General features: G+C 61.2%; 14 protein-coding genes. 8 read left to right on the top strand and 6 right to left on the bottom strand.

Features of this window, described 5'->3' with window-relative positions:
* Positions 1-57: 57 nt before the first annotated feature.
* Positions 58-1,134, bottom strand: a complete 1,077-nt coding sequence (locus tag CXP40_RS02070; RefSeq protein ID WP_106732378.1) for a 3-deoxy-7-phosphoheptulonate synthase — start codon at positions 1,132-1,134, stop codon at positions 58-60.
* Between the two features lie 195 nt (positions 1,135-1,329).
* A complete protein-coding gene (locus CXP40_RS02065) occupies positions 1,330-1,743 on the bottom strand; it encodes a PilZ domain-containing protein (protein ID WP_099524323.1) in 414 nt (137 codons plus the stop codon).
* Here CXP40_RS02065 and CXP40_RS02060 point away from each other — a divergent pair.
* The 5 genes from CXP40_RS02060 to cysB all read left to right on the top strand — a co-directional run bounded on the left by CXP40_RS02060 (position 1,742) and on the right by cysB (position 5,697).
* Positions 1,742-2,128: a thioredoxin gene (locus tag CXP40_RS02060; protein ID WP_106732377.1), complete on the top strand. Its 387-nt coding sequence runs from the start codon at positions 1,742-1,744 to the stop codon at positions 2,126-2,128. The two genes, CXP40_RS02065 and CXP40_RS02060, sit on opposite strands and share 2 nt — an antisense overlap.
* Entirely contained in the window at positions 2,128-3,084 is a 957-nt protein-coding gene (locus tag CXP40_RS02055; protein WP_106732376.1) for a putative 2-dehydropantoate 2-reductase, read from the top strand. Before CXP40_RS02060 ends, CXP40_RS02055 begins: the two co-directional genes overlap by 1 nt.
* A gap of 2 nt (positions 3,085-3,086) precedes the next feature.
* The gene (locus CXP40_RS02050; protein ID WP_106732375.1) at positions 3,087-3,992 is read left to right on the top strand and encodes a 5'-nucleotidase; all 906 of its coding nucleotides are present in this window, start codon (positions 3,087-3,089) and stop codon (positions 3,990-3,992) included.
* A 123-nt stretch (positions 3,993-4,115) separates the two neighbouring features.
* Entirely contained in the window at positions 4,116-4,616 is a 501-nt protein-coding gene (locus CXP40_RS02045; RefSeq protein ID WP_106732374.1) for a universal stress protein, read from the top strand.
* A 106-nt stretch (positions 4,617-4,722) separates the two neighbouring features.
* Positions 4,723-5,697: an HTH-type transcriptional regulator CysB gene (cysB, locus tag CXP40_RS02040; protein WP_037003999.1), complete on the top strand. Its 975-nt coding sequence runs from the start codon at positions 4,723-4,725 to the stop codon at positions 5,695-5,697.
* Between the two features lie 63 nt (positions 5,698-5,760).
* Here cysB and CXP40_RS02035 read toward each other — a convergent pair whose 3' ends face one another.
* Entirely contained in the window at positions 5,761-6,381 is a 621-nt protein-coding gene (locus CXP40_RS02035) for a phosphoadenosine phosphosulfate reductase family protein (RefSeq protein ID WP_099524311.1), read from the bottom strand.
* A 175-nt stretch (positions 6,382-6,556) separates the two neighbouring features.
* On the opposite strand from CXP40_RS02035, the gene thrH reads away from it, so the two are divergent.
* The gene (gene thrH / locus CXP40_RS02030) at positions 6,557-7,174 is read left to right on the top strand and encodes a bifunctional phosphoserine phosphatase/homoserine phosphotransferase ThrH (protein ID WP_106732373.1); all 618 of its coding nucleotides are present in this window, start codon (positions 6,557-6,559) and stop codon (positions 7,172-7,174) included.
* Positions 7,175-7,226: 52 nt separating this feature from the next.
* Here thrH and pabB read toward each other — a convergent pair whose 3' ends face one another.
* Entirely contained in the window at positions 7,227-8,585 is a 1,359-nt protein-coding gene (pabB, locus tag CXP40_RS02025) for an aminodeoxychorismate synthase component I (RefSeq protein WP_106732372.1), read from the bottom strand.
* 164 nt (positions 8,586-8,749) lie between these two features.
* On the opposite strand from pabB, the gene CXP40_RS02020 reads away from it, so the two are divergent.
* Entirely contained in the window at positions 8,750-11,464 is a 2,715-nt protein-coding gene (locus tag CXP40_RS02020; protein ID WP_106732371.1) for a LuxR C-terminal-related transcriptional regulator, read from the top strand.
* Positions 11,461-14,184, top strand: coding sequence for a LuxR C-terminal-related transcriptional regulator (locus CXP40_RS02015; protein WP_106732370.1), 2,724 nt, complete (start codon positions 11,461-11,463; stop codon positions 14,182-14,184). Before CXP40_RS02020 ends, CXP40_RS02015 begins: the two co-directional genes overlap by 4 nt.
* A gap of 107 nt (positions 14,185-14,291) precedes the next feature.
* Here CXP40_RS02015 and CXP40_RS02010 read toward each other — a convergent pair whose 3' ends face one another.
* Together CXP40_RS02010 and CXP40_RS02005 are read right to left on the bottom strand one after the other, a co-directional pair.
* Positions 14,292-15,278 (bottom strand): alpha-L-glutamate ligase-like protein, encoded by a 987-nt coding sequence (locus CXP40_RS02010; RefSeq protein WP_099524298.1) that lies wholly within the window; start codon positions 15,276-15,278, stop codon positions 14,292-14,294.
* Between the two features lie 4 nt (positions 15,279-15,282).
* A complete protein-coding gene (locus CXP40_RS02005) occupies positions 15,283-16,809 on the bottom strand; it encodes an inactive transglutaminase family protein (RefSeq protein WP_106732369.1) in 1,527 nt (508 codons plus the stop codon).
* Positions 16,810-16,811: the final 2 nt, after the last annotated feature.

The raw sequence follows: 16,811 nt of genomic DNA, 5'->3' as shown, positions 1-16,811 counted from the left end.
TTTCGAGATCGTTTTCAACGCAGTATTGCCAAGTGCAGCCATTTTGTAGACAGCCTCTTAGCCGCGAGGGCGCTTGGGCAGCACATCCTTGAGCTTGGCGTGCATGCTGCGCAGGCTTTTCTCGGTGGTATCCCAGTCGATACAGGCATCGGTGATGGATACGCCGTACTTGAGGTCGCACAGATTCTTCGGAATCGACTGGTTGCCCCAGCCCAGGTGACTCTCGACCATCAGGCCAACGATGGAGTTGTTGCCTTCGAGAATCTGGTTGGCCACGTTCTCCAGAACCAATGGCTGCAGGGCCGGGTCCTTGTTGGAGTTGGCGTGGCTGCAATCGACCATGACGTTCGGGCGAATGCCGGCTTTTGTCAGTTCCTGCTCACAAATGGCAACGCTGACCGAATCGTAGTTGGGCTTACCGTTGCCGCCGCGCAGTACCACATGGCCATAGGCATTGCCCTTGGTGGTGACGATGGAAACGCCACCTTCCTGGTTGATGCCGAGGAAGCGGTGCGGGCTGGAAACCGATTGCAGGGCGTTGATGGCCACGGTCAGGCCGCCGTCGGTGCCGTTCTTGAAGCCAACGGCCGATGACAGGCCCGAGGCCATTTCGCGGTGGGTCTGGGATTCGGTGGTACGGGCACCGATGGCCGACCAGCTGATCAGGTCCTGCAGGTACTGCGGGGAGATCGGATCTAGCGCCTCGGTGGCGGTGGGCAGGCCCATTTCTGCCAGGTCGCGCAGCAGCTTGCGGCCGATGTGCAGACCGTCCTGGATCTTGAACGAGTCATCCAGGTAGGGGTCGTTGATCAGGCCTTTCCAGCCGACCGTGGTACGCGGCTTCTCGAAGTACACGCGCATGACCAGGAACAGGCTATCGGACAGCTCGGCAGCCAGCACCTTGAGGCGCTGGGCATATTCGTGAGCGGCCTTGATGTCGTGGATGGAGCAAGGGCCGACGACCACGAACAGGCGATGATCCTTGCCGTCGAGGATGTCACGTACCACCTGGCGACCATGGGCAACGGTCTTCAGTGCAGCATCGGTCAGAGGGATTTCGCGTTTGAGCTGATCGGGGGTGATCAGCGTTTCGTTGGAAGCGACGTTGAGGTCGTCGATCGGTAAATCAGCCATCGTGCTATTCATCGGGTCAGGTCGTCAGGTCACGGGTGCCGGCCGCCAGCGATCCCCTATGGCGGTGCACAGCTAGTTGGTGCAGGGGGAGCCGAACCTTAGCGCGTACGGGGCTGCGCGACAATGGGCGTGAAGTCCAATGAGCCTCATAGATTGGCAGTATGAGGTGGCGTTTTGCTCCTGCAGAGGGTTTATTCAGGCGAGATAGGGAAACTCCGCAGCATGCTTGGCGATCCAGTCCTGAGCGCATTGCTCGATGGCCATGGGCTGGCCCGACTCATGTTCGAGTTGTTGCCGGTAATGCTGGATCTGGCAGACCTGCTCGACCATACGCGCACGAAACAAGGTGTCTTCATCGATGAAGGCGATGCCCACCAGATAATCGCCCTCCTGCCGCCGACACCAGGCCACGACGCCGGGATAGCGGGCCTGGTCGCCTAGTAGGGGAATACGTAGCTCCACCGAGGTACCGCGACGAAACCCCCGCGACGAGTTGCACGCGACGCCGCCGAGGCTGATATTGTTCAGCCGTTGCCGGGGAATGCAGGCTTGTTTGCGCAGTACCAGTTCTACCGGCATGTCGCTTGGATGACGCAGAAACTTACGCATGAACACCGACCTTCAATGCAGGCAAACTGATATCAGTGAATTCAGTATAGCGACGCAATTGGAATTGACCGATCTGGATGCTGATCGCCGCCTGCTCGACCTTCCCGGTGCGTCGCTACTGGTGTTCACAAGCACGGGCTGTGCCAGCTGCCGCTGGGCGCGTCAGGTCTTGCCTGGCATGCCGCTGCCAATAGAGCGACTGTGCTGGGTCGATGCAGGACATAACGCTGGATTGGTGACGCGCTACGAGGTATTCCACTTGCCGGCGCTGTTTCTGATCAAGGACGGTCATTTCTTTGGCGCACTGCACACACGCCTTACCCATTCCGATCTGGTTACCGCCTTGGGCGAGGCCTTGCTTCGCCCGGCTGAGGAGCTTCCCTGATGTCTCAATCCCCCACGCCGCGTATTGGTATCATCGGCACCGGTGCCATTGGCGGTTTCTACGGAACGATGCTGGCTCGCGCTGGCCATGACGTGCACTTTCTGCTGCGCAGCGAGTATGGCGCGGTGGTCGAGCGAGGCCTGCAGTTGAACAGTGCGGTACATGGTGCAGTGAACCTGGCCCCGGTACAGGCCTACCAGCATGTCGACGAGATGCCGCCCTGCGACTGGTTGCTGGTGGGCACCAAGACCACCGCCAATGCCGAGCTGGCGCCGCTGATTGCCAAGGCCGCAGCGCCAGGCGCCAAGGTGGTACTGCTGCAAAATGGCCTGGCAGTGGAAGATGAGCTGCGCCCACTGTTGCCCGACGACCTGCACCTGCTAGGCGGGCTCTGCTACATCTGCGTTCATCGTAGTGCCCCGGGCGTGATCGAACATCAGGCGCTGGGGGCGATCAATCTGGCCTATCACTCGGGCCCTCTGGCCGACGACGAGGCGCGCCTGGCGCTGGCCGAGGAGGGCGCCAGCCTGCTGCGCAGCACCGGCCTGGATTCGGCGGCGATGCGCGATCTGGCGCAAACGCGCTGGCAGAAGCTGGTGTGGAATATCCCTTATAACGGCCTGTCGGTGTTGCTCGATGCCGACACGAAGCGCCTGATGGGCAATCCCGACAGTCGCGCGTTGATCGCTGACATGATGCAGGAGGTGGTACAGGCCGCTCAGGCGCTGGGCTACGGCATGCCGGACAGCTACGCAGACAAATTGCTGGCCGCCACTCAACGCATGCCTGATTACCTGCCGAGCATGTACCACGATTTCGCCCAAGGCCGCGTGGCGGAACTGCATGCCATCTACGAGGCGCCACTGGCGGCTGCGGACGCAGTGGGTTTCGATATGCCCAAGGTGCGCGCTCTGTATCAGGCACTGCGGTTCATTCAGGCTCGCCAGGAGGCCTAAATATGGGTAAGGGGCTGGGGGACAAACTGGTGCTGGCGATCTCTTCGCGGGCGCTTTTCGATCTGAGCGAAAGCCACCAGATCTACGAAAGCGAAGGCGTGGAGGCCTATCGCCGCTATCAGATCGAGCATGAAGACGAAGTGCTGATGCCGGGCGACGCCTTTCCCCTGGTGGAGAAGCTGCTGGGTCTCAACACGCGTCTCAGCGAGCAGCGTGTGGAAGTCATTCTTGTGTCGCGCAACAGTGCCGATACCGGGCTACGCGCGTTCAACTCCATCCAGCACTACGGGCTCGGCATATCCCGCGCCGCCTTCGTGGGTGGCCGTAGCCCCGATCCTTATCTGGCAGCCTTTGGCTGTCATCTGTTTCTGTCTACTCATGCCGACGATGTGCGCAATGCACTGAAGGCCGGTTTCGGCGCAGCCACGCTGCTTTCCGGTGGCGCGCGGCGGGCGAACAGCAACGAACTGCGCATCGCCTTCGATGGCGATGCCGTGCTGTTCTCCGACGATTCCGAGCGCGTCTACCAGAGTGGCGGTCTCAACGCCTTCCAGGATCATGAGCGCGAAGCCGCAAGGCAGGCGCTGCTGGGCGGGCCTTTCAAACCCTTCCTGGCGGCTCTGCACAGCCTGCAGCAGGAGTTTCCCGAGGCAGATTGCCCGATCCGTACCGCGTTGGTGACCGCACGTTCGGCGCCGGCGCATGAGCGGGTGATTCGCACCCTGCGGGAATGGAATATTCGTCTGGACGAATCCTTCTTCCTCGGTGGGCTGGACAAGTCGGCGGTGCTCGAAGCCTTCGCCGCCGACGTGTTCTTCGATGACCAGACAGGACACTGCGAAAAGGCTCGCCAAGTGGTCGCCACTGGTCATGTCCCGCATGGGGTGAGCAACGAGTTGCTGCCCTGAGCCGATGCAGGCGCTCAAGCGCCTGCATATAGCCATTCGTCCTAAATAACGCTGCCAATCTTGCTTTGTCTGATGCGCTGCTAAGCTCAATGAAGGGCCTGCGCCAGCAGTCGAGGAGGCCGTGTGATCCGTTCGATACTCTATGCCACCGATCTGGGGCTTTATGCTTCCTATGTGCTGCAGCACGCCCTTGCCATGAGCCGTAGCTTCAAGGCTGATCTGTATGTGGTGCATGCGGTTGAACCCATGGGGTTGTTCGCTGAGTCCGTACTCCAGACCTATCTGGATGAAGAAACCCTCGGGGAGCTTCGTCGCAATGGGTTGAGCACGGTCATGGCCAGCATCGAGCAGCGTGTGCTGGAGGGATTTCGCGACGAGTTGGGTGATGCTCAGCAGGATCTCGAACTGATTCGTGCTGTGCGGGTGCTGCAAGGGGACCCGCCGGCAATGATTCTTGAGGAGGCGCAGAAACTTGGGGTGGATCTGCTGGTCGTAGGCAGTCATAGCCATGGTGCGGACTTGGCCGTGCCGCTGGGTCGCACCGCCGCACGGATCGTGCAATTGTCGGAAGCACCGGTGTATCTGGTGCCAATGCTGCAACACCGTGGGCATGGGGATTTGTAAGAGGGGGTAAATAATAAAACGTTCTAGGCTGTTCTATTAAACCAATAATATGGTTATATACGGCATTGGCGGCTGTTGGCCTGCCTTACTGCTCTGAGGGAAACATATGAAGCTTCAGCAATTGCGCTACATCTGGGAAGTTGCGCACCACGACCTCAACGTATCGGCTACCGCTCAGAGCCTGTACACCTCGCAACCAGGGATCAGCAAGCAGATTCGCTTGCTCGAGGATGAGCTGGGCGTGGAAGTTTTCGCCCGCAGCGGCAAGCACCTGACCCGCGTGACCCCAGCCGGGGAGCGCATCATCACAACGGCCGGCGAGATTCTGCGTAAGGTGGAGAGCATCAAGCAGATTGCCCAGGAGTTCTCCAACGAGAAGAAGGGCACCCTGTCCATCGCCACCACCCACACCCAGGCGCGCTATGCCCTGCCGCCGGTGATCAGCGCGTTCATCAAGCAGTACCCGGACGTCGCTCTGCACATGCATCAGGGCACGCCGACGCAGATCGCCGAAATGGCGGCCGATGGCAGCGTGGATTTCGCCATCGCCACCGAAGGCCTGGAGATGTTCAACGACCTGATCATGATGCCTTGCTACCGCTGGAACCGCTGCGTGGTGGTGCCGCAGGGGCATCCGCTGACCAAGCTGCCGAAGCTGACCCTCGAAGCGCTGGCCGAGCACCCCATCGTCACTTACGTATTCGGCTTCACCGGTCGTTCGAAACTGGACGAGGCCTTCAGCCATCGCGGCCTGACGCCCAAGGTGGTGTTCACCGCAGCCGATGCCGACGTGATCAAGACTTATGTGCGCCTGAACCTGGGTGTGGGCATCGTGGCCAAGATGGCTGTCGACGCCAAGCTCGATCCGGATCTGGTGGTGCTCGATGCCGATGACCTGTTCGAGCCCAGCGTGACCAAGATCGGTTTCCGTCGCGGCACCTTCCTGCGTGGCTTCATGTGCGATTTCATCGAGCGTTTCGCCCCGCACCTGACACGCGACATGCTGGCCAAAGCCGTGCAGTGCCACAACAAGTCCGAGCTGGAAGAGTTGTTCAGCGGCGTCGAACTGCCGATGCACTGAAGCCTGCTCTGAAACGAAAAATGGCGCCCAATGGGCGCCATTTTCGTTTCCGCACGAGCGTGATCAGTGGCTCAGGTGCAGGCCGCACTCGCGATTGTCTTCGCCCTTGGTTGGGTCGAAGTAATCGAATTCGTTCGGCAGGTCATGGGCGACCAGGTACTGATACAGATCCTTGGACGACCAGTGCAGCAACGGAGCAACCTTGATCAGACCGTCCGGGTTGATGCTGATCGGCTCCATCTGCGCGCGCACTGCGGTGTCGGTCGCACGCAGGGCGGTGAACCAGACGCTCGGAGCAGTCTCGCGCAGGGCGCGGGCGAACGGCTCGAGTTTCACCTCTTCGGTGAACGCTGCGTGACGCGGATCATCCAGGGCGGGTACCGGGCCGTCGATGGCTTCGCGATGCGCACGCGAGCGCTTGGGCAGGTAGGTGATGAGGTTGAGGTTGAGCTTGCGGGCCACTTCATCGGCGAAGCGGTAAGTGGCCTCGGTGTTGTAGCCACTGTCCATCCAGACTACCGGGATATCCGGTTTGACCTGGCTGACCATATGCAGGATCACCGCTTCGAAGGGGCGGAAGTTGGTGGTGCAGATGGCGGGTTTGCCCAGTCCGATGGCCCATTGAACCAGCTTTTCTGGCTGGTTGCCGAATTCGGCGTTGAGCGCGTCCAGGTCGAGTTCCATGGTGAGGACTCCAGATCGTGTGCGTGAGGGCGCGATGGTAGCAAAGGCAGGTTATGCGGCTAAATAACTAAGACGCTTGATGCCCTTCACTCCAGTTATAAGCAGGTCGCATTGCGCCAACCAAGCCCAGCGGCTAGAGTGCCGGCTCCTTTTTGGCTCAACCGAGGAGTGGCCTGTGGAAATCGCGTGTCTCGACCTGGAAGGTGTTCTGGTTCCGGAAATCTGGATCGCCTTTGCGGAAAAAACCGGCATCGAGTCGCTCAAGGCGACCACCCGCGACATCCCCGATTATGACGTGCTGATGCAGCAGCGCCTGCGCATTCTCGATGAGCACGGCCTGAAGCTCAAAGACATCCAGGACGTCATCGCTACCCTGAAGCCGCTCGATGGCGCCGTGGAGTTCGTCGACTGGCTGCGTGAGCGTTTCCAGGTGGTGATTCTCTCGGACACCTTCTATGAGTTCTCCCAGCCGCTGATGCGTCAGCTGGGTTTCCCGACGTTGTTGTGCCACCGCCTGATCACCGACGAGAGCGATCGCGTGGTCAGCTACCAACTGCGCCAGAAAGATCCCAAGCGTCAATCCGTTCTCGCCTTCAAGAGCCTCTACTATCGCGTGATCGCGGCCGGTGACTCGTACAACGACACCACCATGCTCAGCGAAGCCCATGCTGGCATCCTGTTCCATGCGCCGGAGAACGTGATCCGCGAGTTCCCGCAATTCCCTGCCGTGCACACCTTCGAGGCGCTCAAGCAAGAGTTCCTCAAGGCGTCGAATCGCAAGCTGAGTCTGTAACGCCGATGCATGAAAAACGCCGCGAAATCGCGGCGTTTTTCATTTGGGGTACTTATTCGGTTGTGGCTGGCAGGCCTTCCAGCGTTTCCAGCAGCACCTTCACCTTGGTGATGGACTCCTGATACTCGGCCTGCCAGTTGGAGTCGGCGACGATGCCACCACCGCCCCAGCAGCTGATCTTGCCGTCCTTGACCAGCAGGCTGCGAATGGCAATGGAACTGTCCATCTCGCCGCGCACGTCGAGATACAGGAGCGAGCCGCAGTAGAGCCCGCGCTGGGTCGGCTCGAGCTCATCGATGATCTGCATGGCGCGGATCTTCGGCGCCCCGGTGATGGAGCCGCCGGGGAAACTGCAGGCGATCAGGTCCAGCGCATCCTTGCCAGACGCAAGCTCGGCGGTGACGCAACTGACCAGGTGATGCACGTTGGGATAGCTCTCCAGGGCGAACAGCTCCGGCACTTTCACCGAGCCGATGCGGCAACTGCGGCCGAGATCGTTGCGCAACAGGTCGACGATCATCAGGTTCTCGGCGCGATCCTTGCGGCTTTCCAGCAGCTCCTGTGCCTGCGCCTTATCGTCCTCAGCGTCATGGCCGCGGCGCCGCGTGCCTTTGATCGGGCGGGTTTCCACCTGACCGTCGCTGACCTTGAGAAAGCGCTCGGGCGACAGGCTGAGAATGGCATCACCATTGCCCAGACTCTGGAATCCCGAGAAGGGGGTTGGGCAGGCCTGGCGCAGTGCCAGGTATGCGGTCCAGGGATCGCCTGAGCAGGGCGCCTGAAAGCGCTGGGCGAAGTTCACCTGATAGCAATCGCCAGCGAGGATGTAGCCCTGGATTCGTTCGATCGCCTGGCGATAACGGTGCTGGTCGATAGCGGCCTGGAACGGCTGGGTCAGGTGGAAGGGCGCAGGCGCTTCGCTATGCGCTGCTTCGAACAGCGTCTGCAGGCGTTGGCGCTCTGCCTCTGGCAGTGCCGGGTGAAACAGCAGGACGCTGGTCTCCAACTGATGATCGCTGATCAGCGCCCAGGCGTAGAGGCCGAAGCGCGCATCTTCAAGGTCGAGATCATCGACGCTGTGCTCGGGTAGCACTTCCAGGCGGCGGCCGAAGTCATAAGACAGGTAACCGATCAAACCACCGGCGAATGGCAGCTCCTGTTGCGCGGGTGCTTCGGCGGCCCCGAGGCTCTGTAGTGCGCTTCGCAGGCGCTGCAGGAAGTCGTTGGCCGATTCGTCGGACATGGGCGCCAGTTCTGCCAATGGCCAGGCGCTCATAAGGTCATAGCGTCCACGCTTGGCACTCGGTCGCCCGGCATCCAGCAGTACGGCACCGGGAGCCTGGCGAATGCGCTGGAAGTAGTCGCTGGGATCGGTGCGGTAAGGAAGAGGGTGCAGAGAGCAACTGGGCATGCGTGGCAGTCGAAAGGGATGAAAGAGCGATTGTAGTCCGCCGCTAATATTCATCCTAGAGCTTCGGCCAGGTTTGCTCCGGTAGGCTCGGCTGATTAGTATGGAGTCGTGCCAGGATGTTGAACTGTCGTACCAAAATAATAATGAATGAAAGGATCCAGGCCATGGATGTAGTGATCGCTCCAGCTGCTGGAAGCCTGCTGCGTTCAAAGCTGTCACCGCCTCAGGCATCTGCGGACTATCTGGCAAGACCGCAGGTGGATGCCGCGCTTTCGGCCCATTCCCACGCCCGTCTGGTACTGTTTTGCGCGCCTGCTGGCTTTGGCAAGACTACCGCGTTGGCGATGCTGCTCGAGCAGCGTCGTCAGGCCGGCAGCGCTGTTGCTTGGCTATCGTTGAGCTCTTCTGATGACGAGCCGGTACGTTTCTTCCAGCAACTGATCGGCGCCTTGGGGCGTGCACTGGACGGGCTGGGTGATTACGCCCTGGGTTATCTGCGCAACACCATGCGCGTGCCTGTCGAGGCGGTGATGGAAAGCCTGCTGGTAGACCTGTCGCAGCGATCGGAACCGCTGCTGTTGGTGCTCGATGACCTGCACCTGATTCAGGATGGCGAGCTTCTCCGTGCACTCAATCGCCTGGTCAAGTTGGCGCCGCCGAATTTCACCCTGGCCATCGGCAGCCGTTCGCAACCCGCTCTTGGGCTCGCCACGTTACGCGCCAAGGGGTTGTTGCTGGAGCTGGGTAGTGACGAGCTGAGGCTCAATGCCGAAGAGATGCGTGCTTATCTGCAGCGCAGCGGCCTGCATCTCGATCCTGAGGCGTTCGATGCGCTGTACCGTCATACCGAGGGCTGGGTGGTGGGAGTGCATCTGGTCAGCCTGTGGCTGCGTAACCACCCGCAACCGACTGCGCGCCTTGCCGAGTTGGGCGCAGGCAAGAATGTGCTAGGCGACTACTTGCTGCGCTCGGTGTTCGAGCAGTTACCTGGCGAGCGGCAGGAGCAGTTGTTGGCGCTCGGCGTGGCACAGCAGCTCAGCGGTGAGCTGGTCAATGCCCTGACCGCGCGTCAGGATGGTCAGCAACTGCTGGAAGAACTGGAGGCCATGCAACTGTTTCTCCTGCCCATGGATCGCGAGCGCCAGTGGTATCGCTTCCATAATCTGTTCGCCGAGTTTCTCCGCAGCCGGCTCAAGGACCGCGATCCGGAGCGTTTCAAACAGCTGCATTTCAATGCCAGCCTGTGGTTCACCAATCACCATATGCAGAACCTGGCCATCGAGCACGCCTGCTTGGCCGAAGACGCCGAGATGCTCGCCGCGCTGCTCGACGGCTGTGGCCTGGAGCTGATCAATCGCGGCCAGCTCAACCTCATCTACAAGTGGCGACAGCATGTGCCGGACGAAATCGCTGCGCGCTTTCCGGTGCTGGTGCTGGCCGATGTCTGGACCCGTGCGGCCGAGCTGGGCCTGAAAGAGGCCAATCGCATGCTCGATGAGCTGCTGGAACGTTGGGCCGAGTCGCGCGCGAGCGGACCATTGAGTGAGAAGGTGTTGGCGACCCTGACGATCAAGGCGGTGATCGCCTTGCAGAAAGATGACCTGGATACCTGTGTCGATCTGGCGCGGCGCATCGAGGCGCAGTTGGGGCAGCACACTGCGTTTCTCGAGGTGGCGATCCTCACCGTTGGCGCCCTGGCCAACGTGATGCTTGGCCAGGCCGAGCAGGCGCGCAAGTTGCTGGCGCTGGCGCAACAGCGCAACCACTTTCTCGAAGGCCGTTATCTGGACATGCAGTTGGCCAATGTGGAAGTGCTCCTGTGTCTGGAGCAGGGGCGGGTAAAGCAGGCGCAGCTGCTGTTCGAGCAGTTGCGTGCGCGGATGATGCCCTGGTTCGGCGAAAAGTCCCGAGCTCTGGTTCTGCCAACCATCAGCGAGTCGCTGATCGCCTATCAGCAGGGCCGCCTGGATGGCCTGCAGGATCGGCTGCGTTGGGCGTTGGCCACGGTCGATGTGATCAATCCAATCGACCTGTACGCCCAGGCGATGCTTTGCCTGGCACGGGTTCAGCGCCAGCAGGGGGCTCCGAAAGAAGCGGCCGCGACGCTGGTGATGATGCAGAACCTCGCGGCGCGCAACCATTCCTGGCGTTTTTATGTGCAGGCCGTGGGTGAGGAGATTGCATTGATCCTGCAGGAGCCAGCGCCCGAACGCAGCAAGCGCGCAGAGCAGCGTTTGAAGTCGGTGGATTGGAGCAAGCTGGAAGGGTATTACGCGCAGCGCAATTTCAATCCGGTGCCGTGGATGCTCGGTCTTAGCCGGGTGCGCCTGCAGCAGGCGCGCGGCTATTACAGTGAGGCGCTGCATGAGATCAGCCAGTTGCGCAGCCAGTTGCAGGATGACCGGCATGGGCTGCAGCAACTGCGTCTGGATCTGCTCGCTGCGCTGAGCTACCAGCGCCTGGGCTACCGGGAGCGGGCGCAGAGCTTGCTGGTGCAGTGCCTGATTGGCGCGGAGCGGGAGGAGGCGCGCACTCTGTTCATCGAGGAGGGCGAGGCTGTGCGCCAGTTGCTGCAACAGCTGGAGTCTACTGAGCGCCAGCCGGCATTGCAGGCTTTCATCCGCAGTCTGTTGAGTGCCTGGCCCGGCCAGGAGTCGCAGCACGCCCTGGACGTGCTGGAGGAGGGGTTGACCGAGCGCGAGCGCGAGGTGGTCTGTCTGGCCGCCAAGGGCATGTCCAACGAAGAGATCGGCCAGCAGTTGGCGCTCGCCTTGGGTACCGTCAAATGGCACCTGCACAACATTTACGAAAAGCTCAAGGTGCGTAATCGCACCCAAGCCATACGACGTGCACGTGAGCTGAGCCTACTCGAATCATGAACAGCCAGAATCCGTCCCGCCAATCCGCTATCCCGTTATTGCGTACCAAGCTGTATCCCTCCCATGCCGAGGGCGCTCCGCTGCTGGAGCGCTCGGTTTTGATCGAGCGATTGATGGAGGCGCGTAAGCAGCGCCTGATCGTCCTCAGTGCACCCGCCGGCTTTGGCAAGAGCACTGTTCTCAGCCAGCTGCGCAGTCGCCTGCAGGCACAGGGAGCGCGAGTTGCCTGGCTGTCGTGCGACGACAGCGACAGCGAGCCGGCGAGGCTGCTGCAGTACCTGGTGGCGGCTGTCGCCGCTGTTTGTCCGGGCTTCGGCAGCAGTGCCACTGCATTGCTGCAGGGTGAGATCAGCTGGCCGCTGGAGACGGCGATCGATGCATTTATCGACGATCTGAACGGGCTGTCGGAGAGCCTCTATCTGATGCTCGATGACTTCCACCGTATCCGTCATCCCACGCTTGGTCAGAGCTCGCGCTATCTGCTCGAGCGCCTGCCCAGGCAGGTCCGGCTGGTAGTCAGCACCCGTTATCAGCCGCGCTTTCTCGACGAGCCGCCTTCGTTCGGTGCCTGGGCATTCTGGCTCAAGGCCGAGGACCTGCGCTTGACACGCGCGGAGACCGCTGCTTACTTGCGCTGCATCAAGCGTCTGGCCCTGGAAGACAGCGAGATCAACCAGTTGCATACGCGTACGGAAGGCTGGATCACGGCCTTGCACCTGGCGGCGCTGGCCTTGCCGCGTCAGCACAATCGCGCGGCCTTTCTCGCCGGGCTGTCAGGAACCGAACGCAACATCGCCGATTATTTGGCCGAAGACGTGGTAGCCAGCCTGCCGGAAACCGTGCAGCTGTTTCTCGACCAGACTTCGGTACTTGATGAGTTCAACGCCGAGCTGTGCAACGCGCTGACCGGGCGCCATGACGGTGGCGACATGCTGCGCCGCCTGCAGGGCGAGCAACTGTTCGTGATCGCGCTGGACGAGCAGGGCCAGTGGTTCCGCTATCATCACCTGTTCGCCGAGTTCCTGCAGGGGCGACTGGCTAAGCGCGGCGACCCGGCTCACCTGCTGCACGCGGCGGCGCGCTGGTGCGAAAGCCATGACCTGGCTGACAAATCGATCAAGTACGCGTTGCGCGCGCGTGATTACGCCTTCGCCGCCGAGCTGCTGGAACGCCAGGGCGCGCGCTTGATCGCCGGCAACCGGGTATACGGCATCCTCGCCATTCTCAAGGAAGTTCCGTCGCTGGTGATCACCGAGCAGCCGGTGTTCCAGATCTTCTATGCCTGGCAATTGGCTTTCGAGCAGAAGTTCGCCGAGTCCGAGGCGTTGATCGAGGAGGTCAGCGCGCGCCTGACGCAGGGGCGTGGCAAGGGCATGCATTTCGGCCTGATCGAGCTGCTGGCTGCTGCTCAGGTGCTCAAGGCATTGGTGTTGCTCTACCAGGACAAACTCGACGCCTGCCTCAAGGTCGCCGGCCATTGGCTGGCGCTGGTACCGCAGAACCAGCCGGTATTTCGTGCCAGCCTGGCCTGCGTGCAGGCTGCAGCGTTCGCATTGCTCGGCGAATTCGGCGAGGCCGCCAAGGCCATCGCCGTGGCGCGTGAGAGTCTGCGTGATTGCGACAGCGAATACCTGCATGTCATGGCCAGCTTGATCGAGGCGCTGATCTGCAAAGAATACGGCGAACTGGAGCGTGGTCGCTCCCTGGCCGAAGCTGCGCGGGCAAGGGTCGTGCAGGTGTTTGGGCGGCGCAGTCGAGTTGGCGGCCCGCTGGGGCTGGCTTATGCCGACCTGCTTTACGAACAGGATCGCCACGCTGCGATTCTCGCCGAACTGCCGCTGGCCACTACCTGGCGTGATGTCGCCACGCCGGTGGAGCTGATCAGCCGCGGCAAGCTGGTCATGGCGCGCGCGCGTTTCTTCGCCGGTGCAGGGGAACAGGGGCTGGAGGAGCTTGATGAGTGGTTGAGCGGTTTACAAGGGCCCGGCTACGAGCGGGTATTCGCCATCGCCATGGGGTGCAAGGTGCAGTTCCTGCTGTGGTTGCGCCGCCCCAATGAGGCGCAGCGTGTTTATCTGCAACTGGAGCGTCATCTCGCTGTACTGCCCATCGAGCGCTATGGCGATGCGCATACGGCGTTGACGCTGAGCCAGGCGCGCTTGGCACTGAGCGAACACTGGGTAGAGAGAGCCCAAACCAGCCTGGAGGAATGTCTGGCCAAGCAGGGGGCGGACCACCAGCGGGATCGGCGCCTGCACCTGAGCCTGCTGCTGTCAGTGGCTTACTGGCGCAAAGGTAATGGCGAAAAAGCCTTCGTGCTGTTGCAGGCGACTCTCGAAGAGGCCTGGCAATGTGGTTATCGCCGCTTGTTTCAGGACGACGCCTTGTGGCTGCTGCCGCTCTGGAATGCCTGGAGCCGCGCTGAGCCCGAGCACGCCGCGGCCTGGCAGGGCATTGCCGAAATGCTACGCGAGCAGTGCCGCAGGTTGGCTATCGATCCTGACAGTCTCGAGGAAAATCAGGGGGTGAGTCATCGCGAGCGGGAGATATTGCGGCTCGTGGCAGCGGGGCTGTCGAATCGCGATATTGCCGATGCGGTGCACTTGTCCGAAGCCACCATCAAATGGCATCTGCACAACCTGTTTTCCCGTTTGGGCGTACGCAGTCGCACGCAAGCCGTGCTCAAGGGAAAGAGCTTGGGGCTGCTGAGCGAGGCGTGAGGAAGGCGGGCAAGTAGAGGCGGGGGCGCGTTGGCGACAGGCTATTGAGCGAGTCGCGAAGTGCAGCCGGGTCTGGGCGACCCGGCTGCACTTCGCGGCGCTGCTGGTCAGACTTCCTTGCTGACGATGTGGCCGAACAGCTCCTGGGAGAAGCGTACGCGCTCTTCGGCGTCTTCCTGAATGCCTTTGGCTTTCAGCTCTTCCAGGCGCGCTTCCACGGCATGGGCGCGGTGGGTCAGGCCACAGTCGTTGGCGATCTGGATGTTCAGCCCGGGGCGGGCGTTGAGCTCGAGAATCAGCGGGCCCTTATCCTGATCCAGCACCATGTCCACACCGATGTAACCCAGGCCGCACAACTCATAGCAGCCGGCGGCGAGCTTCATGAAGCCGTCCCAGTTAGGCAGTTGCACGCCGTCCACTGCGTTGGTGGTGTCCGGGTGCTTGCTGATCTTGTTGTTCAGCCAGGTACCACGCAGGGTGATGCCAGTGGCCAGATCGACACCGACACCAATGGCGCCCTGGTGCAGGTTGGCCTTGCCATTAGACTGACGTGTCGGCAGGCGCAGCATGGCCATCACCGGGTAGCCCATCAGCACGATGATGCGGATGTCCGGCACGCCTTCGTAGCTGATGCTCTTGAAGATGGTATCCGGGGTGACCCGGTATTCGATCAGCGCACGGTCACGGTGACCACCGAGCGAATACAACCCGGAGAGGATGCTGGAGATCTGCTGCTCCAGCTCCTCGTGGCTGACGATCTTGCCGGATACCGTCTTGAAACGATCCTCGAAGCGGTCAGCGATAACCGTGATGCCGTCACCGCCAGCACCTTGCGCCGGCTTGATCACGAAGTCATTGCGCCCGGCAATGATCTGATCGAGCTTGTCGATATCCTTCTCGGTCTCGATGACGCCGTACATTTCCGGCACATCGATGCCGGCCTCGATGGCCCGCTCCTTGGTGATGATCTTGTCGTCGACGATCGGGTACAGGTGCCGTTTGTTGTACTTCAGCACGTAGTCCGCGTTGCGTCGGTTGATGCCCATGATGCCTTTGGCTTCAAGGGCCTTCCACGTCTTGATCAGGCCGAACATGGTCTTAGTCCTTGAGGAAGGCTTTGAAACGGAACAGTTCGGTCAGGCGATAACCGCGGTAGCGGCCCATCGCCAGCATGAAGCCCACCAGGATCAGCAGGATCGCCGGGAAGGTGAACACGAAGTACACCAGCTCGGGCACGCTCATCAGCAGGTGCGCGATAGTGGCGGCGAACAGCGTGCCAATGGCGACCTTGAAGGCATGGCTGCCGCCACGTTCTTCCCAGGTGATCGACAGGCGCTCGATGGTCATGGTCAGAATCACCATCGGGAACAGCGCAACCGACAGGCCGCGTTCGAGACCCAGCTTGTGGCTGAACAGGCTGATGGCGGCGATCAGTACCACGACGAAGGTCAGTACTACCGACAGGCGCGGCAGCATCTGCAGCTTCAGATGTTCCAGGTAGGAGCGTAGCGACAGGCCGAGCGCAGTAATCACCGTGAACAGGAAGATACCGAAGCCCAGTTGGGTTTCGCGGAAAGCGAGGGCGATCAGTACCGGGGTGAAGGTACCCAGGGTCTGCAGGCCGCCGAGGTTGCGCAGGATCAGAATGACCAGCACGCCGATCGGGATCATCACCATGATCATGAACGTCTGCTGAGTCTGCAGCGGCAGGCCGTATAGCGAGTATTCGAGGAAGCTGGCGTCGGTGTTCTCGTCGGTCAGCTTGGCCAGGCGGATGGCGTTCATCTCGCTGTTGTTCAGGCTGAAGCTGACAGAGGCTTGGCGACCGCCTTCCAGGCTGACCAGATCGCCATCGCCGATCCACCAGACCAGGCGGTCGGCCGGCAGGCCTTGCTCACCGGATTCGGGGTTGAAGTACAGCCACTTCTGGCCGTTGAAGCTGCGTAGCCACAGTTCTGGCGATTGAGCGACTTCGGCTTGCAGGCGAATGGTGTGCACGCGTTCCATCGGCACGTGAGCGATGGACAGCAGCAGCTCGACGACCTTGGCCTTGTTGACGGTGGAGGCATCGCCGCCAAGCAGCAGCTTGACGTTATCGTCGTTGGCGTTGTTGACGCGCTTGATGGTCTCGCTTATGAAGGTCTCGACGTCCGCCGAGTGCTGGCGAATCGGGGCCAGCAGGGCTTCGGCCGCAATCTTCTCAGGGCCTTCGACCGGGATGCTGTCGCGGAAGATCGGGCCTTTTGCAGGTGTCTGCTCACCGCTGTAACGCTTGGTCAGTACCAGGCGGTAATAGAGGGTTTGTTTGCCGCTGGCGCGACGGGCCGACCAGGTGACGCGGCGGTTGCCGTCGACACGGTTGACGCTGACGCCGTAGTTATTGGAAATGAAGCTCTCGTTGAGGCTTACGTAATCCTGGTTCAGCGGCGGCACGAACATCTGCAGTTTCACCGGCTCACGCGGCGTCGCCTGGAATTCGACCCTGGCATCGATGTTCCACAGATCGTCGGTTTCGTCCTCGGTCACCGGAATGCCGAGAATGAAGATTTGGTATGCCGTAATCAGAACGCCCAAGGCCACCAGCAGGGTGATCAGGACTTTCAGATGTAGGTTCAGAGAGCGCATGG

Source organism: Pseudomonas sp. YY-1 (assembly GCF_002843095.1).
Classification (GTDB): Bacteria; Pseudomonadota; Gammaproteobacteria; order Pseudomonadales; family Pseudomonadaceae; genus Aquipseudomonas; species Aquipseudomonas sediminis_A.
The sequence above is the reverse complement of the archived record's forward strand: the minus strand, read 5'-3'. Positions and strand labels throughout refer to the sequence as shown.

What these genes read in the sequence shown, in the direction of transcription:
- CXP40_RS02035 (WP_099524311.1), bottom strand. Translation starts at nt 6,381, where the DNA reads ATGGAACTCGACCTGGACGCGCTCAACGCCGAATTCGGCAACCAGCCA.
- CXP40_RS02065 (WP_099524323.1), bottom strand. Translation starts at nt 1,743, where the DNA reads ATGCGTAAGTTTCTGCGTCATCCAAGCGACATGCCGGTAGAACTGGTA.
- CXP40_RS02015 (WP_106732370.1), top strand. Translation starts at nt 11,461, where the DNA reads ATGAACAGCCAGAATCCGTCCCGCCAATCCGCTATCCCGTTATTGCGT.
- cysB (WP_037003999.1), top strand. Translation starts at nt 4,723, where the DNA reads ATGAAGCTTCAGCAATTGCGCTACATCTGGGAAGTTGCGCACCACGAC.
- CXP40_RS02055 (WP_106732376.1), top strand. Translation starts at nt 2,128, where the DNA reads ATGTCTCAATCCCCCACGCCGCGTATTGGTATCATCGGCACCGGTGCC.
- CXP40_RS02060 (WP_106732377.1), top strand. Translation starts at nt 1,742, where the DNA reads ATGAACACCGACCTTCAATGCAGGCAAACTGATATCAGTGAATTCAGT.
- CXP40_RS02050 (WP_106732375.1), top strand. Translation starts at nt 3,087, where the DNA reads ATGGGTAAGGGGCTGGGGGACAAACTGGTGCTGGCGATCTCTTCGCGG.
- CXP40_RS02005 (WP_106732369.1), bottom strand. Translation starts at nt 16,809, where the DNA reads ATGCGCTCTCTGAACCTACATCTGAAAGTCCTGATCACCCTGCTGGTG.
- pabB (WP_106732372.1), bottom strand. Translation starts at nt 8,585, where the DNA reads ATGCCCAGTTGCTCTCTGCACCCTCTTCCTTACCGCACCGATCCCAGC.
- CXP40_RS02010 (WP_099524298.1), bottom strand. Translation starts at nt 15,278, where the DNA reads ATGTTCGGCCTGATCAAGACGTGGAAGGCCCTTGAAGCCAAAGGCATC.
- CXP40_RS02020 (WP_106732371.1), top strand. Translation starts at nt 8,750, where the DNA reads ATGGATGTAGTGATCGCTCCAGCTGCTGGAAGCCTGCTGCGTTCAAAG.
- CXP40_RS02070 (WP_106732378.1), bottom strand. Translation starts at nt 1,134, where the DNA reads ATGGCTGATTTACCGATCGACGACCTCAACGTCGCTTCCAACGAAACG.